Annotated in this window: 23 protein-coding genes and 1 pseudogene; 14 read left to right on the top strand and 10 right to left on the bottom strand. The window is 63.8% G+C overall.

The features are described from left to right. The first annotated feature begins 147 nt into the window (after window positions 1-147). Window positions 148-693: a PaaI family thioesterase gene (locus ACY466_RS20525; RefSeq protein ID WP_222647708.1), complete on the top strand. Its 546-nt coding sequence runs from the start codon at window positions 148-150 to the stop codon at window positions 691-693. Window positions 694-885: 192 nt separating this feature from the next. Here ACY466_RS20525 and ACY466_RS20520 read toward each other — a convergent pair whose 3' ends face one another. Beyond that, window positions 886-2,334: an MFS transporter gene (locus ACY466_RS20520; RefSeq protein WP_261776381.1), complete on the bottom strand. Its 1,449-nt coding sequence runs from the start codon at window positions 2,332-2,334 to the stop codon at window positions 886-888. A 202-nt stretch (window positions 2,335-2,536) separates the two neighbouring features. On the opposite strand from ACY466_RS20520, the gene ACY466_RS20515 reads away from it, so the two are divergent. Then, complete coding sequence (locus ACY466_RS20515) at window positions 2,537-3,166, top strand: TetR/AcrR family transcriptional regulator (protein ID WP_222647622.1); 630 nt, start codon at window positions 2,537-2,539, stop codon at window positions 3,164-3,166. A 64-nt stretch (window positions 3,167-3,230) separates the two neighbouring features. Here the strand turns inward: ACY466_RS20515 and ACY466_RS20510 are convergent. Then, window positions 3,231-4,115: pseudogene (locus tag ACY466_RS20510) on the bottom strand (alpha/beta fold hydrolase); the annotation flags it as partial. 687 nt (window positions 4,116-4,802) lie between these two features. Between ACY466_RS20510 and ACY466_RS20505 the strand changes: the two are divergent. From ACY466_RS20505 to ACY466_RS20480, 6 genes are all read left to right on the top strand, one after another. After that, entirely contained in the window at window positions 4,803-5,333 is a 531-nt protein-coding gene (locus tag ACY466_RS20505; protein ID WP_222647621.1) for a hypothetical protein, read from the top strand. Window positions 5,334-5,455: 122 nt separating this feature from the next. Beyond that, window positions 5,456-5,698 (top strand): hypothetical protein, encoded by a 243-nt coding sequence (locus ACY466_RS20500; RefSeq protein ID WP_463252475.1) that lies wholly within the window; start codon window positions 5,456-5,458, stop codon window positions 5,696-5,698. Between the two features lie 67 nt (window positions 5,699-5,765). Next, on the top strand, window positions 5,766-5,966 hold the full coding sequence (locus ACY466_RS20495) for a three-helix bundle dimerization domain-containing protein (protein WP_463252474.1): 201 nt from the start codon (window positions 5,766-5,768) through the stop codon (window positions 5,964-5,966). A 737-nt stretch (window positions 5,967-6,703) separates the two neighbouring features. Then, window positions 6,704-7,297 carry a GAF and ANTAR domain-containing protein gene (locus tag ACY466_RS20490; RefSeq protein WP_463252473.1) on the top strand — a complete coding sequence of 198 codons (594 nt, stop codon included), beginning with the start codon at window positions 6,704-6,706 and terminating at the stop codon, window positions 7,295-7,297. Between the two features lie 623 nt (window positions 7,298-7,920). Further along, window positions 7,921-9,099: a tyrosine-type recombinase/integrase gene (locus tag ACY466_RS20485; RefSeq protein WP_463252472.1), complete on the top strand. Its 1,179-nt coding sequence runs from the start codon at window positions 7,921-7,923 to the stop codon at window positions 9,097-9,099. Beyond that, the gene (locus ACY466_RS20480; RefSeq protein ID WP_463252477.1) at window positions 9,065-9,430 is read left to right on the top strand and encodes a helix-turn-helix domain-containing protein; all 366 of its coding nucleotides are present in this window, start codon (window positions 9,065-9,067) and stop codon (window positions 9,428-9,430) included. The genes ACY466_RS20485 and ACY466_RS20480 overlap by 35 nt, the downstream gene beginning before the upstream one ends. 496 nt (window positions 9,431-9,926) lie before the next feature. Here the strand turns inward: ACY466_RS20480 and ACY466_RS20475 are convergent, their stop codons facing one another. Then, window positions 9,927-10,217 (bottom strand): hypothetical protein, encoded by a 291-nt coding sequence (locus ACY466_RS20475; protein WP_463252471.1) that lies wholly within the window; start codon window positions 10,215-10,217, stop codon window positions 9,927-9,929. A gap of 217 nt (window positions 10,218-10,434) precedes the next feature. On the opposite strand from ACY466_RS20475, the gene ACY466_RS20470 reads away from it, so the two are divergent. From ACY466_RS20470 to ACY466_RS20460, 3 genes are all read left to right on the top strand, one after another. After that, complete coding sequence (locus ACY466_RS20470; protein WP_463252470.1) at window positions 10,435-10,905, top strand: hypothetical protein; 471 nt, start codon at window positions 10,435-10,437, stop codon at window positions 10,903-10,905. Window positions 10,906-11,159: 254 nt separating this feature from the next. Then, on the top strand, window positions 11,160-11,375 hold the full coding sequence (locus tag ACY466_RS20465; protein WP_068051821.1) for a hypothetical protein: 216 nt from the start codon (window positions 11,160-11,162) through the stop codon (window positions 11,373-11,375). Next, window positions 11,376-11,906 (top strand): Clp protease N-terminal domain-containing protein, encoded by a 531-nt coding sequence (locus ACY466_RS20460; protein ID WP_082898905.1) that lies wholly within the window; start codon window positions 11,376-11,378, stop codon window positions 11,904-11,906. It begins immediately after the preceding gene. A 616-nt stretch (window positions 11,907-12,522) separates the two neighbouring features. On the opposite strand, the gene ACY466_RS20455 is transcribed toward ACY466_RS20460, so the two are convergent. The 6 genes from ACY466_RS20455 to ACY466_RS20430 all read right to left on the bottom strand — a co-directional run bounded on the left by ACY466_RS20455 (window position 12,523) and on the right by ACY466_RS20430 (window position 17,476). Next, window positions 12,523-14,115 (bottom strand): integrase, encoded by a 1,593-nt coding sequence (locus tag ACY466_RS20455; protein WP_463252469.1) that lies wholly within the window; start codon window positions 14,113-14,115, stop codon window positions 12,523-12,525. Between the two features lie 535 nt (window positions 14,116-14,650). Continuing rightward, window positions 14,651-14,953, bottom strand: coding sequence for a hypothetical protein (locus tag ACY466_RS20450; RefSeq protein WP_463252468.1), 303 nt, complete (start codon window positions 14,951-14,953; stop codon window positions 14,651-14,653). A 60-nt stretch (window positions 14,954-15,013) separates the two neighbouring features. Then, window positions 15,014-15,169 carry a hypothetical protein gene (locus ACY466_RS20445; RefSeq protein WP_463252467.1) on the bottom strand — a complete coding sequence of 52 codons (156 nt, stop codon included), beginning with the start codon at window positions 15,167-15,169 and terminating at the stop codon, window positions 15,014-15,016. A gap of 304 nt (window positions 15,170-15,473) precedes the next feature. Beyond that, window positions 15,474-16,196 carry an ImmA/IrrE family metallo-endopeptidase gene (locus tag ACY466_RS20440; RefSeq protein WP_463252476.1) on the bottom strand — a complete coding sequence of 241 codons (723 nt, stop codon included), beginning with the start codon at window positions 16,194-16,196 and terminating at the stop codon, window positions 15,474-15,476. Between the two features lie 85 nt (window positions 16,197-16,281). Continuing rightward, on the bottom strand, window positions 16,282-16,947 hold the full coding sequence (locus ACY466_RS20435; RefSeq protein ID WP_463252466.1) for a hypothetical protein: 666 nt from the start codon (window positions 16,945-16,947) through the stop codon (window positions 16,282-16,284). After that, entirely contained in the window at window positions 16,940-17,476 is a 537-nt protein-coding gene (locus ACY466_RS20430) for a sigma-70 family RNA polymerase sigma factor (RefSeq protein ID WP_463252465.1), read from the bottom strand. The genes ACY466_RS20435 and ACY466_RS20430 overlap by 8 nt, the downstream gene beginning before the upstream one ends. A 543-nt stretch (window positions 17,477-18,019) precedes the next feature. On the opposite strand from ACY466_RS20430, the gene ACY466_RS20425 reads away from it, so the two are divergent. Genes ACY466_RS20425 through ACY466_RS20415 form a run of 3 tightly spaced genes read left to right on the top strand, consistent with a single transcriptional unit; the run spans window position 18,020 to window position 21,566 of the window. After that, window positions 18,020-19,141, top strand: a complete 1,122-nt coding sequence (locus tag ACY466_RS20425; protein ID WP_463252464.1) for a hypothetical protein — start codon at window positions 18,020-18,022, stop codon at window positions 19,139-19,141. Next, window positions 19,141-21,114: a type IV secretory system conjugative DNA transfer family protein gene (locus ACY466_RS20420; RefSeq protein ID WP_463252463.1), complete on the top strand. Its 1,974-nt coding sequence runs from the start codon at window positions 19,141-19,143 to the stop codon at window positions 21,112-21,114. Before ACY466_RS20425 ends, ACY466_RS20420 begins: the two co-directional genes overlap by 1 nt. Next, on the top strand, window positions 21,111-21,566 hold the full coding sequence (locus tag ACY466_RS20415; protein WP_463252462.1) for a DUF4913 domain-containing protein: 456 nt from the start codon (window positions 21,111-21,113) through the stop codon (window positions 21,564-21,566). Before ACY466_RS20420 ends, ACY466_RS20415 begins: the two co-directional genes overlap by 4 nt. Before the next feature lie 6 nt (window positions 21,567-21,572). Here ACY466_RS20415 and ACY466_RS20410 read toward each other — a convergent pair whose 3' ends face one another. Further along, the gene (locus tag ACY466_RS20410; protein ID WP_463252461.1) at window positions 21,573-22,568 is read right to left on the bottom strand and encodes a hypothetical protein; all 996 of its coding nucleotides are present in this window, start codon (window positions 22,566-22,568) and stop codon (window positions 21,573-21,575) included. Window positions 22,569-22,586 lie beyond the last annotated feature (18 nt).

Raw genomic sequence — 22,586 nt, 5'->3', positions numbered from 1 at the left:
GGACGCGCCCCGGCCGAGACGCACGCCTGACTCGACACGCTGTCGGGGCAGACAGTTCGGACACCGCCGGTGCACGTCTTCTCCGACGGCAGGTAGACCGACGACTTGGGCTGCACGACATAGTGTCATCAACAGAGAGGCATGAACATGGACAATCTCGGGGACCCGGTCGCCGGGTCGGCAGGTCCCGACATCGAGAGCTGGGTCAGCGCGTTTCGGGTCCCGAGAGCCGACACGATGGAGTTGCCGCCTCACCACCCCCACTGCCTCGGTTGCGGTCCGGCGAACCCGCACGGACATCAGTTGGCGGTGCAGCGTGAGCAGAACGGCGTCATCGCTCACCACCGTTTCGACGAGCGTCACGTGGGAGCTCCCGGGATAGCTCACGGAGGGGCTGTCGCGACCGTTCTCGACGATCTTTTCGGTTTCCTGCTCTACACCGTTGGTGAACTCGCCGTAACGCGCCGCCTGGAGATCGACTACCGTGCACCAGTACTTCTCGCCAACCCGTACGTCCTGCGCGCAGGGGTAAGAGGCCGAGTCGGCCGCAAGCTGGATCTCACGGCCACGATGAACGATTCCGAGGGTCGCTCTGTGGCCACCGCCACGGCCCTGTTCATCGTGGTCGAACTCGACCACTTTGTGCGGTCGCAGGCCGATCTCAGGGGTGAGCATTGTTCGGACGGACAATGATCCGGCCCGGTTTCGCTTCATCGGAGGCACTCCCGCTCCGTCACACACATGCTCGAGGCCTCGAGTGTTCGGCCCCGGATGACACCTCGGGCATGTGCTGAAATTTCATTCACGATGACCCCGGGGGCGCGGTTTGCATCAATCGCGCGGGCTGCTTCTCAGTCTCGCTGCCTACTCCTGCATGCCAGGCCGCTAAACGGGGCTGCTGGGGCCGGGGGCGAAGAATGCCAGTACGACGGCCGCAGTGGCCGTGATGAGCGCCAGTGCGAGCGTGGCTTGTCCGCTGCCGTGTACGAACGCAGTTCGTGCGAAGTCGACCAGCGGCTCAGCCACCGGCCCTGCACGATCAGCAACCTGCAGGGCCGTGGCAAGGGAATCCTCGACTGGACCGCGAGCAGCTTCAGGCAGCTGGGGCAGAGCCGGCTGGATGCGGTCGCTGTACCCAGCGGCGAGCACGCTGCCGGCTACGGCAATTCCGATAGCAGCACCGATCTCGCGGGCAGCGTCGTTGACGGCGGCCGCGACCCCGTGCTTGGCCTCGGGGGTGTCGGCGACAATAGCGAAAGTCGCCGGGGCAGTGCACAACCCCAGCCCAGCGCTCATGATCAACAGAGGCCACAGCAGATCCATGTACTGCGCCGCGACAGTCAACCGACTCACCATCACCAGTCCCGTGGCGATCGCGCCCAGGCCGACCACAGTCATGATCCGAAGTCCGACGATGCCCGACAGCCATGGCGCGATCACCGAGATCACGATCAGCGGCACCACCATCGGCGTCAGCGCCACGGCGGAAATGAGTGGCCCGTACCCGAGAATCAATTGCAGATACTGCACCAGGAGCAAGAACACCCCGAAAGTCACCAGAAACTGAACCGACACCGATAGAGCGCCGGCACCGAAGCCACGGCGAGCAAACAATCGAACATCGAGTAGCGGTGCTGCCGAACGCAATTCGATCACCACGAATACCACCACCGCGACGGTGCCTAACACGGCACTGACGGCGACAACAGGGTCCAACCAGCCACGAGCCGGCACCTCGATCACGGCGAAGACGATCGCGGCGACCGCAACTGCCACAGTCACCGCACCGATCCAGTCCACCGGAGGATGTTCATCCTGGCGAGACTCGGCGATCGTGCACGCCAATCCAGCCAGCACCACCCCCGCTGCGGTCAGCCCGACAAACACTGAGGTCCACGACCATCGCTCCAGCAGAATCCCGGCGCCGAGGATTCCGAGAACTGCACCGGACCCAGCGACTCCGGCCCACACCCCCACAGCACGGCCACGGTGCGCAAACGGGAACCCCGCAGTCAGTATCGACAAGGTCGAGGGCATGACGAGCGCTGCCCCCGCTCCCGCGAACGCACGAGCAACGATCAGCCACACAGGGTCGTCGAGAAACAGTGGTAGCGCCGACGCTGACGCGAACAGTGCCAGCCCGGCAATCAGGACCCCACGACGGCCGTAGCGGTCACCAATGGCTCCTGCTGGCAGCACCAAACAAGCCAGCACCAACGTGTAGCCATCGACGATCCAGGTCAGTTGGGCTTGTGTCGCTCCTGTCGTGACAGCGATCTCGGGCAGCGCCGAGTACAGGGCCGCCATCGCGGCCACCACCAGGGCCACTGCCATACAGGACACAATCAGCATCCACCACTGAGCTCGAGTCCATCGCGTCGCTCCGATATGAGTCGATCCACATTCGCCCACCGGAGCGCCTCCTGTAATGGAACTAGCAGTATCGGTACAAGACCATTGGTATCACACCGCCGGGGGTGTGACAGGATACGCAGGTCGTCGACGACCGGAACGTGGTGAGAGGAGAATGCCGCACATGGCCGATCCTCTCGATCCCGTCGATCCCCGGCTAGAGCGCTCACGCATGCGGTTGCTCGATGCCGCCAGTCAACTGCTGACCACGGGCGGCGTGGAGGCCGTCACGGTCGAAGCGGTCACCCGGATGTCGAAGGTCGCCCGTGCCACCCTGTACCGCCACTTCGGAAGTACCACACAGTTGCTGGCCGCCACCTTCGAGCGTCTACTTCCTCCCGTGGATTCGCCTACCGAAGACGGATCGGTGCGCGACCGCCTGATATCGCTGCTCACCGCCCAGGCAGACCTCATCGAACAGGCGCCGGTTCAGATGACCACACTGGCGTGGCTGGCCATGGGATCGATCAGGGGCAGCGATGCCAGGCACCATGAACTCGACCCCGGAGCGGTCAAATCACTCCGCGCCCGTGTCATAGAGCAATACCGGCAATCGCTCGATCAAATCCTCACGACCCCCGACGCCCGCGCCGCGCTCGGCGAACTCGACACCACCTTCGCGCTCTTGCAACTACTCGGCCCGATAGTGTTCTCACGCCTCACGGGTCTGCGCCCCATCGATGCCGACGACTGCAGACGCCTCGTCGACAATTTTCTCGCCGCACATGGAACAGGCTGCGAAGGGAGTCGCTGATCATCCGTGCACGCATTGACACCGGGCCTGCATTCAAAGCCTTCCACCGATTCGTGGGGCGGTGTCAGTTTCTACGGGAGAATTCTGCGCAGCGACATGAACTGGGACTGAAAGTGGCACCGTCGACATGTACAGGCACGAGTGTTGCCGATGTCGTGCGCGAGTTGCAGGAACCCGGTGGGGACACCGAACGGCTCCGGAGCCGGTCCCACGCCGAGGTGGCGTACTCGGTGTAGGCGCTGGTACCGGCGGTGCCGGTGAACCAGTACAGCGACACGTGATCGAGCACCCGATCGGCACCCAGCACGTCCTCCGGCAGTGCGCTGATCGGCCACGTCCACGCCGCGAACTTGTCCACCATCCACGCCAGTTGCCCCACCGGGGAGTCGGTCAACCCGTACGCGAGGGTCTGCGGGCGCGTCGACTGCACCGCGATGTAGCCGTACTCGGTGCGCATGAACTTCCCGACTCGGGCCAGCCGGTCCCTCTCGAGATCGGTCAGTGCGCTCAGCGTGGCGTCGTCGACGGACTCCGGCGCCGTGAAGGTCTGCGAGCCAATGATGTGCACGCCCACCACCCGGTCGGGTGCGTGCCGTGCGACCGCGGGGGCGACCGCGGCGCCGATGTCGCCGCCCTGCACCGCGAACTTCTCGTACCCCAGCTCGGTCATCAAGCTCACCCATGCTGCTGCTGCGATGCGGTCGGTGTCCCACGGCTCGGGTGTCGGGCCGGAGAGGGTGAAACCGGGCAGTGAGGGAACGACGACGTCGAAGGCGTCTGCGGGGTCGACCGGGTCGGTGAGCGCGTCGATGATGTCGAGGAACTTGAACACCGACCCGGGCCACCCGTGCGTGAGGATCAGCGGCAGGGCGCCGGGCTGCGGGGATCGGACGTGGATGCGTGTGCCGTCAATGCTGGTGGTGAACTGCGGGAACGCGTTCAGGCGTGCTTCGCGGGCCCGCTAGTCGTAGTCGGTTCGCCACAGTCCGGCGAGATGCCCTAGTGCACCGGCACACCGGTGCCCCAGGAGTCACCGGGAAGCGGCGCCGGCCACCGCGTGTGCTCCAACCGACTGTGGAGGAGGTCGATCTCGTGCTAGGGAACGTGGAGTACGAACGGTTCGATGCTCACACCTGCGAGCCCCTGCGATCGAGGACAGTCGCAGTCCGCAACCGACAGAGCCCTGATCCGGCATCATCTGTTCATCTCCCCGTAGGCCGGGAAGGACCAGCCGACCCGCCTCCGTTGCGGTACCCGCGCAGGTTGGCGATGAATGACCGCTCGTTCGCACCTGACTGAGAGTCAATGATGGCCGTCACGTCGTCGCAGCCATGGCAGTTGCCGAACGAACTGCGTTCCCTGTTCGCCGAATGAGGCATCTTCCACTCGGAAACCTCCCGCGAGTCGACACGTGTCGGATCGTCGGCTGCGCCGCCGCGTCACCGCGGCAACCTAGCGAGGACAGCGCCGCCTACCAAGAGGCCATACGCGATTCGCTCGGCCCGCGCTCGGCCTGCGTCAAGGCGCCGGCCGCGGCAGGGCAGGGTGGACGTCGATGACCGAGATCCGTCCCACCCCGCTGCCACCGGACTGGGTCCACGCCGCTGAAATGTCGACTGGTCGGTACGGTCGGACGATGCGCCGGTGGGGTCGGTCGATCGCGTCGGCCATCGTGATCGTCGGTGTCATGGGCGTGATCGGCTGGCCCGCTCCTCGCCCGCCTGCGGCGCCGCTCTCCGAGCCCACCTGCGTCGGATACCTGCATGGGGTGCCTGCGGGCGCGATCCTCGATCCCCAGCACGACACGGGCAGTCGCCCACCCGGCTTCGACACCGTCGCCGTCGTGCGCTGCGAACCGGCGGAGGCGTTGATCGTCGACCAGGAGGTGACGCGGGTGCGGATGACCACCTTCACCGGCGACGTCGCGGCCGTGCAGGCGGCGTTCGACCGACGGTCCCCCAAGGTCACCTTCGACCGGTTCTTCTTCTGCTCGGGGGACTACCCGGTTCCGGTGGTCGCCGTGTGGTTGGTGAACGACGACGGTCTCGGGTACCGGCCGGCGTTGCCGCGCACCCGCTGCGGCAGAACCGACTTCACCGCCCTCGACACGACCGAGGGACTGACTGTCGTCGACGCTGTCGTCATCACGGCGCAGCCGCACGAATGACTCGACCGCACGGCTCCGGTGGACTGCAGTGCCCGTGAGTGTCGCTACGGTTCATCTCGGCCGGGATTCGGCAGCGTCGACGGTCGCGCAGGGCGCACCAGTGAATCGAAGCGGAGCTACAGGTGGCGGAAGATCCGGACGTGGCGCAGGCACGGGTGTTTCTTCAGGCGTTGATCGAGGAGACGACGGCCGTGGCCGCGCAGCTCGATGATGCGCGCCGGCTCGCCGCCGAAGCTCGGGCCCGGGGCAACACAGCACTCGGTCTGTGGCACGAGCAGCAGCTCAAGGCCCACAAGCGGACGCTGCGGGAGCTGTCCCGCCAGTCGGAGAATCTGCGCGCCAGGTTCTCGCTGGCCGCGGAGTGACCATTACCTGTGCGAACAATATAACCGGAACATTGACTCAGTGGTGACATGGGTCGACTCTGAACAGATGACAACCACCAATAAATCGGAGCATCTCGCGGCGGTGCAGGATCGACTCACCGCCGCCCTGCCCGGGGTGAGTCGACACGACATCGAACAGACCGTGGCCGCGGAGTACGCCCGCTTCGAGGGGCGTGCGGTTCGAGACTTCGTTCCGCTGTTCGTCGAGCGCAATGCTCGTCAGGCGCTTCGCTCCGCTGTGTACTGACGCCGCACCGACACAGAGCAGTGCACGGTCACCCAGGTCAGGGGGACCGTGCACTGTGGTCGTTTCAGGGACCTGATCGTGCCCGATGTCGGGTGGTCAGGTCCGCCGAATCAGCTGAAGAAGCTGAGTCCGTCGAGGAAGTCGCCGGCGCCGCCGAAGATGTCGGACAGGGCGCCGAGGAAGTCGACGAAGCTGGCGAGGTCGGTGATCATGGGAGCTCCCGTGGTGGTCGAGTGGTCGAGGCAGGAATGCCGTTCATTGGTACCGATCGCCGGTGAACGAACAGTGATGAATGGATGACCGCGACGTATTCGCGTCCGTGAACGGTTCGCGTCAGATCGGGTCGATGACCAATAACTGCGCCCAATATGAGGCGGCGTGCTCGCCGAGGTAGGGGAGCAGGGTGTCGAAGAGAATGTAGGACATCGGAGCACTCCTGAGTGGCGGCGGTTCGAGCTGGCCAGCGGGATGCGGCGAATGCAAGAGTCCCCCCCGCGCACGTGACTCAGGTGGCGCCGCGGTGAACGGACGGTGTCGACTCGCGCACTGACCGGCGCCCTCGGTCGCCGGGCGCGATCATGGTCCGGTGGGCAGCAACCAGACCGAGAACCTGCGCGGGATGATCGAGTACGCACGTCGGTGGTTGCCCTACGGCGACGGTCCCGACGACGAGATCCTCGTGACATTCGGGATTGCGGGACACCAATTCTACGAAAGGCTCGGCCGGATCCTCGACAGTGGGGATCCTGTGCACCGCTGCAGCTACCGATCCGGTCGTCACCCGGATCGACGATGTCCAGTACGCGAGCGGGGAGGGCCCGTGCCCGCAAGCGGCGACTACTCGGCACATCGTGCGCGTCACCGGGGCGCAGGCGAGGGCTCTTTACCCGCGGTTCTGGGCCGGTCAGGCCGACTTCGGGATGCGCAGCTTCTTGTCAGCGCCGTTGACGGTGGACGACACCCACGTCGGAGCGCTCAATCTCTACAGCCGGGGCGATCACGGGTTCGACCGCCTCGATGAGGCGGCACTGCGGATCTATGTGATCGCCGCCGAGAGCACGCTGCATGCCGCCACCAGAGTCGCGACCCTGCAGGGCACAGTCGACGGCTACGTCAAGGCGATGCAGACCCGTGCCGCGATCGAGCAGTGCAAGGGCATTCTCCAACTGCTGCTGGGGGTGTCGGAGGAGAAAGCATTCGACCTGCTCACATGGCGCTCACAGAACACCAACGTCCCGGTGAGACAGTTGTGCGAGCAGTTGCTGCACGACATCGCAGAACAAGAATGGACCGACGAGTCGACCAGGACCGATTCGGAAAGGTCTTCATGAGCGTGCACACCCGCACACCACGCTGACCCGTCGATGGCCGTGTTGCCCTGGGCCGTTCTCACGCGCCCGGCAGCGCACGTCAGTTGATAAAGAGACGACCGAAGCACCACATAGGAACATCGGAAGAGCGAGCACAGTGCGCAGGCCGCTGCTTGACCTACGCACCGTGTACAGGTGCAGCGGGGCACCTGGTGGCAGAGGTGCCACAGACTCCGGGGTACGAAACAGCCATGCGCACATCCAACGAATACGTTCAGTTCTGAACAAACAGTTCAGAAGTTCGCCCGCGCAGTCGTCCGAACTCGCGGAACACCTCGGCAGCTCGAAATCACACGAGACGTCGTCGCGATTGGGTCGTAAAACAGGCTCCCGCGCCTTGCTGAAAGTAACGATATTCATTGCCGATAATTTATATTATGACATATTGTAGATTGGTTATCAGCACTTGGCGCGAATATCTCTGCTTCGTGTAACTGCCCCCGTGCTTCGCCGATACTCGCCTGAGCTGCATCGATACCATCGGCATGCACATCCCAGGTCCACATCTAGGCGCCGCTCCGATGAGACAGTGTCACGACAAGCAGCCCGGTCTGAGCAGGCGTTATGGCAGCCATCGTTGCAGTTTGAGCTCTTCAAGTGCAGAATATGCAGACAGACGAAAGGGTGCTGACGTGGACCGACGTGAAGTTGGTGGTCGATTGATCTACCTTCCGGCCGATAGTTCCGCATCCTCCGAAGCCTTCCTCGACGATGTCCTCGTCGGCTGGCGACGCGCGCAGATCACCCAGAATTTCCGTGCGAGTACCGCCGACCGCCGAATCAAACTGATCCATCGCATGGTCGACTTCGTGGGATCCCCACCGTGGCAATGGTCCCCGCACGATGCCGACGAGTTCTTCGCTCATCTGCGTGGGGTACGCAATCTCTCTCACGCCACGATTCGGGCGTATCAGTCCGACGTCCGACTGTTCTTGGAGTACGCGACCAACCCCGTCTACGAGTGGAACGAGAACTGCGGGCGGCTGTTCGGGACCGTGTTCTCGCAGGTGATCACCGAATTCAACCGAGCCACTCATGTGCAGACCAACGACACCCAGGACAAGCGGCGCCCGTTCACCAGGGCGGAGCTACAGCAGTTCTTCGACCTCGCCGATCTCGAGCCGGAACGAATCCTCAACTCGGGACGCAAAGGCGCACTTGCTGCGTGGCGCGATGCGGTGGCGTTCAAGGTCTTGTACGGGTGGGGCCTGCGGGCCGGCGAAGGGCGACAGCTGCAACTGGTCGACTGTTCACGAAACGCCCGTGCCCCTGGTTTCGGTGAATGGGGACTGCTGCGTATCAGGCACGGAAAAGCGATGCGCGGTTCACCCGCCAAACAACGCACAGTCCTGGCCGTATTCGACTGGGCTGCAGAGGCACTCGAGCACTGGGTCAACTACGGCCTACCCCGTTACGGACAGCCGCTCGTCGATCTGTTCCCCACCGACCGCGGAGGTGTTGTCGCCGGCAGAGACCTGTGGAAGCGGATGCGAAACCTGGTGGACGAGCTCGGCTTCCCGCCGGGCTTGGACCTGCACTCGCTCCGACGCGCGTATGCAACTCATCTACAGACCGAGTACGGATACGACTTGAGCTTCGTGCAAATGCAGCTCGGCCACGAACACGCAGCAACGACCTCGATCTATACGATCGCCTCCCCCGACTACCGGGCACGCCATCTGGAACAAGTGTTGTCGAACACGCTGCGTCGCAGCGTCGGTGGACGAGATGGTGCGAGAGGAAAGGCAGACGATGAAACGTGAAATACAGTATCGCTGGCGTGTGCGTGAACACATGGCACGCGTTGGAATGAAGAACAGTCGTGACCTCGTGGAACCGTTGCGGGACAGAGGAATTACCCTGTCCGAATCACAGATCTACAGGATCGTCGGACAGGAACCCGAACGCATCGCGTTCAGTGTTCTCGTTGCCCTCTGCGACATCTTCGGCATCGAAGCCGGCGACCTCGTGACCTACACCGCGACAGACGCGAGTCGTCGACGAGACAAGCGTGCAGTGAACTCACCCAAGGACGTTCCGCTGCTGGACGCTTACCGGCCCGTCAGGGCGCGAATCACCGACGACGATGCCTGACCGTCCCAGAGGCCGACCGCGTACGGTCGGCGGATCGAAGGTGTGCGATCGCTGCACTATCGCTGTTTCCCGGCACCGAGTCCGATGGCCCACCGAATCGCTCTGCGGTGCGTGCTTCACCGCTGCAGTGCGCACCTACGGCCGCTGCGCACTGTGCGGCATCGAACGAATGACACCCGGGCTATCACCCGCCCGGCAGTCGATCTGCCGGGAATGCGCAGGCATCACCACTGCCCTCGACTGCACGAACTGCGGCCGCGAGGCCGAGCGCCTACGTGGTGGACATTGCGCACGATGCGTCGTCACCGCAGACCTCACCGCGGCTCTACGACCGCACGATCCCCCAGACCTCCGACTCAAACGGCTCGTCGCAGAACTGGCGAAGGTGTCACGTCCGGAGAGCATCGTTACCTGGATGCGAGGCAAATCGGCTGCCGAGCTGCTGCAGAAGATCGGTGACCGTGAGCTGATGCTCTCGCACAGTGCCTTCGACGAGCTACCCCCTGGCCGACACGTCGAACACCTTCGAGAAATGCTGGTGGACCTTCACATCCTGCCCGACCGCGGTAATCCTCGACTCGCCCGGTTCCAGACGTGGCTCGAGAACCGGCTCGACACACTCGCAGACCGACCAGATGTTCGCACCGCTCTCGAACAATTTGCCCGATGGCATCACCTTCGCCGCATCCACGGAAACCGAATCCGCAACATGGACAACGCAACTCGAACCGCGAAGCAAGAGATCACCGAAGCCGGGAAGTTCCTGATCTGGCTGAGCGAGAACCATCACGTCACTGTCGACGCACTGACTCAGGCCCACGTCGACGAGTACTTCTCCACTGGGACCACCACCCGAATGGCAGCACGCAACTTTCTCCAATGGCGAGCCAAAACAGGGATCGGCAAGCGCTACCACCTGAAATACCCGCGAGGCTCGGCAAACACCACTCGCCTCATCCCACGAACGCTTTACACTGATTCGAACAGTCCTCGAGTCGGAGGCAGTGGTGCTCAACAACCGGATCGCTGCACTGATGCTTCTTCTGTATGCGCTGCCGGTCCGCCGGATCGCCGAAATGCGCACGGAGCAAGTAGAAGTCACACCAACGGGAATCAGCCTCCACCTCGGTGAACATCCTGCGCCAGTGCCCGAACCGCTACTCCCCCTCTTCCACGAATACTTGACCTCACGCGCCAACCAGCGCACCACCAACAATCAATCCCCGTGGCTGTTCCCAGGAACACGGGCCGGGCATCACATCACCGAGCAGACCCTTCTGAATACACTCAGACAGGTCTTCGGCATCAAAATCCTCGCGATTCGCAACGCAGCGCTGCACGACCTGACCAAAGAACTCGACGCCGCAACGCTCGCCGACCTACTCGGATACAGCAACAAGGTGATGAACATTCACGCCGCTCGCTCGGGCGTCCCGATGGGCAGCTATCCGGCGATTGGATCACGCACGACGTGACTACCCGCCCTTTTTGAGGTCATTCAAGACTTCTATCCACGCAGTCGGCCCCGAAGCCTATCCACGGCATTCGCACTACCTCTGAGATTGCGTACGCCCTATGCAGACTTCATACGATGCATTGGCGGGACTCGGCTGCGAGATCGTCGTCGTGCCGTTGTCAGAGCCATTCCTGCAGCAACCTGGGGTCACAGGAGCGGATCGCGCCGTCAACCGGAATTGACAAGCGGCCGATGTCAATTTACATTGACACCATGACCGAAGCCACAACACTCGCCGCAGCCGCCAGCAGCCCTGATCCTGCCGAAGGGCTTCGCGCAGTGCTAGCACTGCGTCGACTGCTCGAGCGTCTCGAAGCAGTCCAAGTTCGCAATGCCCGCAACCAGGGTTGGCCCTGGCAATTGATTGCGGACTCGCTCGAAGTCAGCAGACAGGCCGTGCACAAGAAGCACGGCGGACAAGGGAGGTAGATGATGTTCGAGAAGTTCACCGCAGCAGCTCGACTCACCGTGATCGGTGCGCAGGATGTCGCCCGCGAACTGCAATCGTCGCGTATCGGCGTCGAGCACCTGATGATTGCTGCGCTCGACGGTGCCGACGAGTCGCTAAGGACTCGAATGACCACGCTTGGAGTCACTTCCGAAGCAGTTCGCTCGGTGGTACAGGTCAGCGCTGGGCTGGGGCCCGCAGATGCTCACGCGCTGAAGTCGATTGGAATCGATCTCGATGCCGTTGTCTCGCAGGTCGACGCCGCATTCGGTGCCGGAGCCCTCGATCGCAAGCGCGAACGGGCACGGCGGCATTTACCCTTCGACAAAGCTGCCAAAAAGGCACTCCGGCAGTCGATGAAAGAAGCAGTTGCACTCCGAGACCGCGATATCGGTGTAGCTCACGTTCTGCTCGGGGTTCTTGCGCAGGATGACTCCACGGTGCGCACTCTCCTGCCGGCCGGCGTGACGGTGGCTCGTGCACGCGGCGCGATCTCACCACTGACTACCTAGCGTTTCTCGTCAACGGAGCCCATGAACACCGCGTTTATCAGTCGTATCCCGCCATCGGCACGGACCTGGCATTGTCGACCTTCCCAATTGGGGATTCGTCTGCTGTTCTTGTCGGCGGGGGCCGTATCCGGTCTGCCGTTCGCCGGGACGATCATCCAGCGCGTCGGGGGCAAGACGCGTGATCGCTCCGGGCGTCGTCGTCTCAGCAGTGGGACTGGGTGCGCTCTCCGTCGGGCCGGAATCAGGTTGGTCGGTCTTCGCGGGTGACGCGCTCTATCTGATCGGAATGGGGATGGGTATCTGGGAAGTGAGCATGGATGTCGTGGGCGCTCGCGTGGCACATCTTCTCGGCAATAACGCCATACTTCCTCGACTTCACGCCACGCTCAGTATCGGAACGGTCGTCGGATTGGAGGGTCAGCGAATACCTCGAGATCAGATAAGAGACTTACCCAGTGGCACGCGAAAGCCCAGCTCAGGCGTCCGCGCGGACGTTCCCGGCTACGCCCTCCCGGTAACGACTTTCATTGCCGATAATTGAGATTATGACATGCATGCAGTTCAGAAGGTTTATAGCCGAGTTTAACTTGGTCCGCGACTCCAAACCCGCGTAGTTCTAGTCGAACAGGTCGAGCAGGTTGCCGGCGTCTGCTGTAGTGGCAGGAGTTAGATAGGAGGTGCGGGTTTCGATCTGGACGGCGAGTTGGATCGGGGTGGTGCCATGGGTGAATTCGGCATCGACAATGCGGTCGATGCCGGCGCCTATGAGCGGGGTTAGGCGCTCGGAAACGGCGTGCAGGGCATGTTCACGTGTCTGTCCGGCGTGAACAATGAGGTTGCGTTTCCGGTACAGGCGCGCGAACTCACGGCGCAGTACGGTGCGAAGCTTGCTGATCTCACCACTGGGGTCGGCAAGCGCCGGCCGCACTCGGTCGAGAGCGAGTCGGTCTCGGTCGTTATCGAACTGCACCGGTGCAGTGGCGTCGACGGCGCGCTGCTGGAACAGTTTCGCCCGCGCAAGGTTCGTCAGCTGTGGTTCTGCGATGTCGGTGGCGAGGGCGTCAGTGTTGTCCCGGGCGTATGCCCATGCGAGGTCTGTAAACTCGGCGCGCAGTGCGCTGGCTGCGATGATGGCGGCGATGCGGCCGGCGGCGACGTTGTCGGTGTCGCCCGGCCCTACGAGCAGCGATTCGATCGCCGACCATCCACTCATCACCGCGATGTGCGGTGGGCTGGTGCGTAGCGGCTGAAGCAGCGCGAGGGCGTTGACGATGCGGTCTGGGGGTGCGGTGAGGTCGCTGATCCTGCCGTGCCGTTCAAATGCCCTGATCTCGATGCTTCGGTCGGTGTCGGAGGTGCCGTATGCCTGCTTCTTCTCCCGCGACCACATCCGCGAACAGATCGTCACCGGTGTCGCGGTGGCGCGAGTGCCCAGAACGAACTTTGTTTGCAGGTCGAATACCGCCGCCCGCGCCCGGTCGACGGCGGTGTTGATCTCCCGCGCGTCCACCGTAAGCAGAAATGATCCCTGATTGCGGATCGTGTCGGCATCAGGGGCGTAGGCGTCTTTCCATGCGGAGGTCTCGGTGGCGTCGAACCACCCCGGCGCGGCGCCGGCGCTGACGTCGAACGGTGGTGTGGTCACTACCGGAACACAGAAGATGAAAGTCTTTTCCGGGCGCGCGAGCCGCTCCTGCCCGTCGCGTAGAAACTCTGCCACCGATGCCGCACGTGGTGACCTCGCGTACTGAGCGAGCCAGGTGTAGATGCTGGACTTGTGATAGCCGTGATCGAGCAGATGCGCCCCGATGCGGCGGGCCGCGTCCTGCGTCCCGATCGGCTTGTCGGACTCGAACACCGTCGCCCACTGTTCGAGGTAGTCGGTGCGCGCGCGGTCGACTTCCGCGCGCAGAGTCAGCCAGGCGTGTCCTGTGTCCGCGCTGCCCGCTTTGACCTTGTCGATCGCTGCGAGCAGTTGTTTGCGGTTGACGATTCCACGATCGTCACGCGTGACGGCGAGCAGATCGGCCTTCATGTCTTTCAGCGCGGGCTCGGGAAACTCGGGGTTGATGCACGAGTCGAGCAGTTCGTCACCCAAGCGTAGGGTTCCGCTCTGCCACAACCGGCGCTGCCAATGGGTGTGGGTCGAGGTCAGCTCGCTCAACCGAGATACGAACCCCGCCTGTCCCGGCTTTTCTTCGATCGGCACGCGTGCTAGTCTGTCAGACGTAAATGGGTCCAGTCGTTCGACTTCGGTCTGCCATTGGCCCATTCCTTCTTAGAAGGCGGCAGGGTCCTGGATTTGTCCAGGACCCTGCTTTGGTATGCGGCCCCTTGGCTGGGCACTGCTCTAGGCCGGGGCTATCGACACGCCGCTCACCGCGTCGTGGCTGTTCACCAGTTACGAGGTGCGTGCCGATCAGGTCTACGACGTCGTCGGTCACGGTGACGCCCCGGTCAGCGACAACGGCGGGTGGATGCTGGAGTCGGTGGTGAACCTGCCGTCCTCCCCCCGACGACGGAAACTAGGACACCTTGCTCGAGGAGTCGGATCGGACCGCTGCTGCTGGTTCACCCCGTTCTCCCCGGACCGAGTACGAGACCCGGCGCGCCCGTTCCGCCGATGACAGTGCGCCGAGCAACACCCACACCAGACAGTGTCAGCGAGGAACGGAGTGAACGTCGTCGGAGGCGCGGAGGCCGACGGACGGTGACCTTTTCGCGGATACCGAGCTTGACCGAAACTATAGGTTTTCCTGGAGCCACTCGTTGACTTCAGAGGAGATCCTGATAGATGCCCACGACGAGTTTGTGACTGTGACGACGACAACGGCGTCGTTGGCGTCGATGTGCTCCATGATTCCTTCGAGGAGCTCCATGGACGTCAGAGTCGTCTTCACGAAGAAACTGCTCTTGAGGGGCTTGGCCCAGCTCTGGTGCGACTTCAGATAGGCAATGAGTTTGGCGTAGTCCTGGCCTGTTTTGTTGAGGTCGTAGTTGACCCAGTGAACTGACACGTCATCTTCTCCTGTACTCGGTTCGGTCATCCTTCGTGCCTGCCGCGGCAACTAAAGGCCGGCGGCACCGGAGCGCCGCCGGCCTCCGGATTACTTCTCGTTGCGTACGCCCTTGTGCTGGTTGGGGCTTCCGTTGAGAATTCGGCCAGTGCTGGTGTCCCGCTTGAACCATGTGGCACCGCGCTTGAACTCGCTGCGGCTCGTCACGGCACCGACGCGGTGTCCCTTTCCGGTGTTCTTGGCCATCTCTCTTCACCTCCATCCCGAGAGCCCAGATCCGTGTCTTCGGGGGCTCTTACTGAGTAGTCGAGATAGGGCTTCGCGGAGTTAGGGTCAAGATCGGCAGTCCGAGCAAATGCCGTCGATGACGAGATGCGGCGGGAGTTGCAGGAAGCAAGCGGTGCAGGTCAGTGCGCGCTTGGAGTCCCGCTGGCAGCGGCAGTCACCGCAACGAGGACAGAACGGCTGTCCACAGTCTGAGCAGGGATATCCTCGTCGCTCGAAGCTGGTCCCGCAGCATGACCCAGTGGCCGTCGGACGCGTGTCGAAATCACGCTGGATGGGCGCATGAAACCGCTCGACCTCCCAGAGGTCTTGGTCGCAAAACACGGCTATGACGCGCCTGTTGTCGCCGACTGCATCGATGTAATAGTCGGTTTGGGCACCCCAGGGCGTTTGCCAGGACAGGCGCCGAGCCGAAGCTGCCCCCCGGGGCCACACCGAGCAAGGGGTGGCCTCGAGTGAGCTTTTGGCCGCGCCAGGGGAATACGGTGGGCCAGCCGTGCGCGGGGTCGGGCTTGACGCTGGCGTGCGCGACGGTGCCGTTGTGGCGATCGATGATGGCGATGGCTCCCAACCCGGGTAGGTGCTTGGCGAGAGCGATCGCACACACCGGCCGGCTGGCCTGAGAGGCGTTGTAGAGGTCGATCAGGTGCTGAGCTCTGACCGGCCTGTCTGCGATAACACCCGTTGCTAAAGACTCGGGCATGAGCAGTCGTTGGGCTATCCGATCGCAAACGGTTTCGAGTAAGCGGCCGGGCTCGTCTTGATCCGCCACCCAGTCGTAGACGTCGGTGGCATTTTCGCACAGCCAATGTCCGAGTTCGTGGGCCAGCGTGAAGTTCTCGCGCCGACTGGCCGGCGTGGGCGCGTACAGGATCACCCCATCCTTGAGGAACGAGACGCCATCACACGCACCCCCGTCGTCACGCGAACTGGCTAGATGTTCGACGGCCGTGACAGTCAAGTGGAGGTTGTCTCGAAGAATGCTCATCGGGCTCCCGGCGAAACGGGCTCGAACGGAATCCGACAGCAAAGACAGCGCTTGCTCGACGCAACCGTCCAGGTTCATACGAGTCCTACTCTCGACCGGCCTGCTCGACAGAGGCGACCAGGGCATCCAGCGAGCGCAACAGTTGCTCCGCGTTGGGATGCTCCCCGCGGTGCACCGTCGCAAGCATCCGGCTTTCGAGGGTTGCAGCTGCCACCGCGGGTGACACCTGTCGGGCGTGCGCCCAGCGCGCGACGAGTTGCTCGAACCGGGGATCCGTACGGACGGCGCCAGCGTCATCGGGTAGCGAAGCGGATCCGGTGGTCGAGATCAGACCATCCACCGGAGCTTGGACGATGTCGGCAATTGCTTGGACTATGGCGGGAGCCACGTCGGCTGCAGTACGAGTCTCCCACCGAAAGACGTCGCTTTTGTCGAACTGCCACCCCCGCTCGTGCAACCGCTCGGCGACATCACTCACACTCAATCGCGCGCGCCTTCGCGCGCGGGATAGCGCTGCGGAATCAAGACGACATTGGCTGTCAGGAAGTAAACCCAGCATTGCAGCCACAGGGTCGTCTGCAAGTTCAGGCGCGCCTTGAGCAGCGAGCCAGAGCGCGTCCGCAGTCTCGATGAGATCGGTGATCTCCGCGCGTTCGCGATCGTTCAGCTCAGAACCGCGCAAGATAAGCGCGCGATCTTGTCGCCGATCCAGCAGTTCTTCGACAAGCTTGTCGCGTTCGTCGTCATTCATGGTCTTCTTCCTCCCTTCTGCACACTTCCTGTCGAAGAAGCTTTAAAGCTCGTGTCGCCATCTGACTGACCCGCGCCGGGCTTACACCCAGTTCGTCAGCCACCTGTGCTCGTGGCCGCTCTAACGCCACGGTTTCCCATACGGCGTACCGGTGGCGGTCGTCCAGGATCGAGAGACAGTCCCACACCTGACCAGCCCTGTTTCTACGATCAAGAGCATCCGAGACATCCTCCGCGAGATCGGCTTCGTCTGCACCATCGTGGTCGGCCTCAACCAACTCGGGCCCGGCGTGCCGTACCTCCGCTGATCGGACCCGATCCAATGCCTTCCGCTTCACGGCGGTCACGAGGAACGCTTCCCAATTCCTGACGTCCTTGGGCGGCGAAGTCATGATGGAGACCATGGCATCCTGCACAACATCAGCCGCTTCAGAAGCACGACCAACCTCGCGCAGCACTGACGCGGCAATTTTGTACATCACGTCCCGATGCTGGAGATAGAGAGCACTGAGGTCGGGCGTGCTGTTCATCGCAGCCACCTTGTCGCCTCGGCCCAACGCCGACACCGGCGAGGCTGGATTGTCATCGACCTCGTCCTCCTCACCATGTAGTCGACACAGCACCTGTCGCGATTAGCCTATTGCAGCTGGTCGCCCGGCAGCCCCACCGACGATTGTCGCCCGATGGTGTTACGACGACCTGCGAATCCTCACTTCCGCGAGGGTTCCGGTGGAAGTCTGGCGTCCTCTGATGATTACCGGGCATCCAGGCAAAGTGCACGTTCGCTGTATCTGAATGACGATGAGGTGGTCGCATGTCGTAGTTGGACCGGTGGACACGATCACTTCTCCGGTTTTATGATTTCGATGTTCGACCGTCGATGAGGGTCACGGTCGAGCGTCCATCACCAGCACGTACGCGGTGTCGGCCCCTGACGGGTGCCGCGCTGTGCGCGTGCGTGCTGATTCGACGCTCCTGAAAGGCCCTTGTTTCATGTTCTCTTTCCTGCATTCTCCGGCGCTGTCTGCCGAAACTCAGGTCAGCCCCAGTGCCTCGATGCGTGGAGCGCGGTCGTGACCGGGCGGGTGTCGTTCGTCGACGACGCTGTCCTGGACCATGCGTTACCGCCGGGTCTGGCCGATCAGGTCCGTGCGGCCGTGCAACCGCACGGTGACTGCGCGATCTGCGGTACGGCGCTGGGACCGGTGCCGGTGCGATTCGGCGTGCACCCGATGCCCGGGGCGACCCATGTCGATGTCCGTCACGCCACGTGCGGCCCGTCCGACCCGGAATCGTCGATCCACGTGATGAGGTCGACGACCTACCGCCTCGCACCGATGCGGGTGCCGCTGACCATCGGCGGCGAACCCCGGACCGTGTCGGCAGTGCTGGTCAATCCGTCGGTCGACGGGTGGGTGATCGCCGACACCGCAGCCTCGCTGCTGGACGGCTTCCTCCGCCGCGGGTTCGCCTCGATCGACCAAGCCGTGCCGTCGGTGTCCGCCGACGAGGTCCCGTGCCGCGTCGACGAGGCCGGCACCGTCGTCGTCGACGACCGGATGGGCAGCGGATACCAGCTCACCGACCCGCCGAGTTCCTTCGTCGAGCGCATCACGAGCAAGGGTGGGTTGCTGCTGGTGGTCTCGCATGTGGTCGCTGTGGACCGGACAGGCGACGACGGCCCGATACGGCTCGGTGACCTGCTGTCGAACCCGGACAGCGTGGTGCAGGCATGGGTACCCGCCCCACCCACGGGTGGCGACCACGACGAAGTCGTAGCCAGCTCGGAGAAGGCCAGGGTCGGCAAGACCGTGCCGCCCGGCGACCCGTCCACCGGGAAGGAGACGCTGCTCGGTCGCGCGAACTGGACCGCGGTCGTGGCCTGCCTGATGCTGATCGGCGCAGTGGCGTCGGCGGTGGCCGTCGACTTCGGGGCCTGGTGGGTCGGCGACGTACCGCCGGAGCGCGCCGCTGCGGTCGACGCGATCTTGACCGCCGGGAAAATCACGGTGATCGTTCTGGTGTCGTACGTCGCCGCCGCAGCGGTGGTGACCGTCGCATGGGATCGGTGGCGCCACGGCCACCTCAACGCGAACCTGTTCAGATCGCAAGCATCGTCGGTGCTGTTCACGCTGCTGATCGGGTGGATCATGTGGGCAGTCTGCGCGGCCGCCGCGTCTTTCGGGGGTCTGTGATGGCTGTCCGCACGACGAGAACGAACAACTCCCAGATCGGCGAGAACATTGTTCTCGCCGTAGTCGGCCTCGCCGCGTTGTGCGCGGTGATCGCGGCGGTGTCCTGGTGGGTGGGGTCCTGGGCCGCCGGCCTCGACACATCGGTCGATCCGTTCACCGGACTGTTCGACGCGCTGCGCGGCCGCAGGCCGTGGCCCGTTCAGGCCACGGTCCTCACGGCGATGGGCGCGGCGGCGGCGCTCGCGGTGACCGGGGTCGGTGTGTGGCGGTGGGCGCGAGGCCGCACCGCCGTCGACAGTGCGGCCAAGACGATGGTGCATCCACGCAAGCTGTCGGGGATCTCCCGGTCGGCGTCGCAGGATCTGGTGCCGCAGTTCGACAAGAAGGACCCCCGCTCGTGGGGATTCCTCATCGGCTACACCGTCCGCGGAAACGTGCCCGTGCACTTGTCGTGGGAGACCGTCATGGTGGCCATCGCCGGCATGCGCATGGGTAAGACCGCTGCGCTGGCCATCCGCGCCGTTCTCGCAGCTCCAGGTCCGGTCATCGTCAACACCATCAAACCCGACCTGCACGCCGCCACCAGGCTGAGCCGCGAACGGTGCGGACGGGTGGACATGCTCGACTTGCAAGAGGTCAGCGGCGCCCGCGTGGTGACCTTCTGGTGGAACCCGCTCAAGCGCGTCCGCGAGATGAGCGATGCACGGCGGGTGGCATCGTTCTTCGTCTCCGGCTCCTCCATCAAGGGAGCAACGACCAGCAGCTACTTCGACGGTGGATCCGCCGATCTGTTGGCGTTCTACCTCCTCGCCGCCGCCGCCGCCGGGGGCGGGGACATGCTGCACGCGATGCACTGGCTCAATCGCGATCAGGACTCGACCCCCGCGCTCGTCCTCGATGCGACCGGTCACCCCGAAGCCGCGAACGCCATCCGAACCGCGCTCCGCATCAACCCTCGTCAGCGAGACGGCCTGTACGACATGGCCCGCAGATGCCTGAGCGTGTTCATCGACAAGGACTACGCCGACGTGATCACACCGCCTCGCCGCGTGATCATCGAAGCTCGGACGAACCCCGACACGGGAGTTGCGGAGATCCGTAGGCTCCCCGGATCGGTGCATCACGACCGACCAGAGTTCGACCCCCACGAGTTCGTCACCAGCACCGACACGATCTACACCCACTCACGGAAGGGTCCGGGACCGGCACGATCGCTGATCACCGCGTTGATCGGCCAGATCTTCGACGCCGGAATCGACGTCGCTGTACGGAACCCTTCTCGTCGCTACCCGAAGCAGATGCCGTCCTGGTGGCCCCAGTCGTGGTGGCGTCCGTCGACCCGCTCGCGTGAGGGTCGACTCGAGGTGCCGCTCGTGGCGGTTCTCGACGAGGTGACCAACACCGTCCTGCTCGACGATCTCCCCGACCAGTACTCCTACTTCGGCTCGCACGGCATCATTCCGATCTCCATCCTTCAGAACCCCCAACAGGGCCACAAAGCGTGGGGCACGGACGAGTTCGACGGGATGCTGTCGAACTCGGTGCACTTCTACGGCGGCGGGGTCAACAACAGGGACTACACCGCCGAGCTCTCCGACATCGTCGGCACCCACGAGGTGCTGACCACGACGCGCAGTCGCGGGAAATCCGGGGACAGCAGCAGCCAGAGCTGGCAGGAACGCCCGATCATGCCGCAGCACAAGATCGCTCAGATGCCCAAGAGTCGGGCGTTGCTGGTCATCCCCGGTAGTCCGCCGGTCCTGATCAAGAAAGTGCACTGGTGGGAGACCGACGACAAGGCCATCGTCGAGGAGTCGGTGGACCGCTACGCGGGGACGGAGAAACTCAGGGCGTCGATCCTGGCCGGGATCGAGGACGACGACGAGTACTCCGCCGACGAGGACGACGAGACGCCCTATCCGCCACTGTCGTTCGACAAGGACGGCGATGAGGACGAAGGAGAGCGCTGGTGACCGACGACTACGACCCGGCCGTCGACGGCGACGCGATCGACATCACCGGGCAGTGGGACGACCCGGAGGCAGCGGAGGAAATCGAACCCGAACGGCGGTTCCCCGACCTCGAAACGTTCGTCACCGACTTCTTCGCCCGGGTGGTCAATCGGCATGTGTCGGATCGGCCCGGTGATGGGTTGACCTGGGACTCACGGTGGTGGCGCCACCGAGAAGTGCGGGAGCGGCTGCGAGCTCTGTGGGACGCCTACGAGGGCGCTCTCGCCGCGAGCACCGAGGACCCGTCGGCGATGTCGCGGTGGTGGCTCACCGACCTCGACGGGCACTTGAAAGTGTTGCTCGACGGGCGACACGGGCCGATGAGTCACACCGACCCCGACGGATCCTGGACCGGTCATCCGGCTCTGCGCACCGTGCCGGTGCCGGACGGCGTCGACCTCGACGACGAATAATCGGGGTCACGCTGCCTTGCTGTGAAGCTCGGCCAACGCCAACATCAATCCCGTTGCCACCATGACGGCGATGATGGCGTTGGCCGGCGTGTAGTGATCCCGATGTGCCCCATGGATGGTGACGTGCCTGGACAGTGCTGCCGGCCGGGGCTTGCCGGTCTTGGGATGCCACTCGGTCAGGAGATTCACCACCGGAGCCACGCCCAACTCGATCCGTAGCCAATCGATACGGAATGCCTCGTCGAGATCACCCAGACCACACTTGCTCTTCGCCGTGGGGTACTTCCCCGCGATGTGAGCGGTGATGAGGGTGTCGCACACGTTGACCGCGAGGGCTTGCGCTGCCTCACTGTGGCCGCCGCGCAAGGCCGACACCGCACGTTGCAGGAGTCCCCGCTGCCCTTCGACCTCGCTACGTAGAGCAACGTCCAGTGTGTTGTCACAGTCGTCGAGGATCGTCGGGGTGCGTTCGAGCAGCACCTCCAGACGTGCATCACGGTCAGCCGCGGCCACCAGCTCGACCACCACCTCCGCGCGCGGAACGTAAGCGAGCGGAATGCCGTCGTTCTCGACGATCTGGGCGACCACCTCGAGGTCGGGGCGGTCGTCGGGCCAGTTCGCTGGAAAGCGGCGCGCGATGCCTTCGAGGAACTTCTCGATGCCGGGCACACGGACGGTCGGCGGCAAGGTGAGACGGGGAACGGTCAGCGGAGGATGCAAGGTCTTCCACGCAGTGATGATCGAGGGCGTTGCGGGCGGTGTGATCAACGCGAATCGGCGCGCGGCGTCGACGATCGGCGGCATCGACGCAGCATGGGCACGATTCCTGGCTTGCAGGTCGCGCACGAGCTGTGCGGCTGGGCTGTTCGCCAGAGCCCACCCGGGCGCGATCGGCGGCGTGGGCATCGTTTTCGCGAACGCAGCGGCGGCCGAGACTCCGGCCGCGTCCGCTGCCATTCGCCGGAAAGCTTCGGAGAGTCGTATCGGCGGCGGCGAGGTCACCTCTTCACGGTAGACACT

It is taken from the genome of Rhodococcus sp. K11/5 (genome assembly GCF_055193735.1).
Note: the sequence above shows the minus strand (reverse complement) of the source record. Positions and strands in the feature narration are given on the sequence as shown.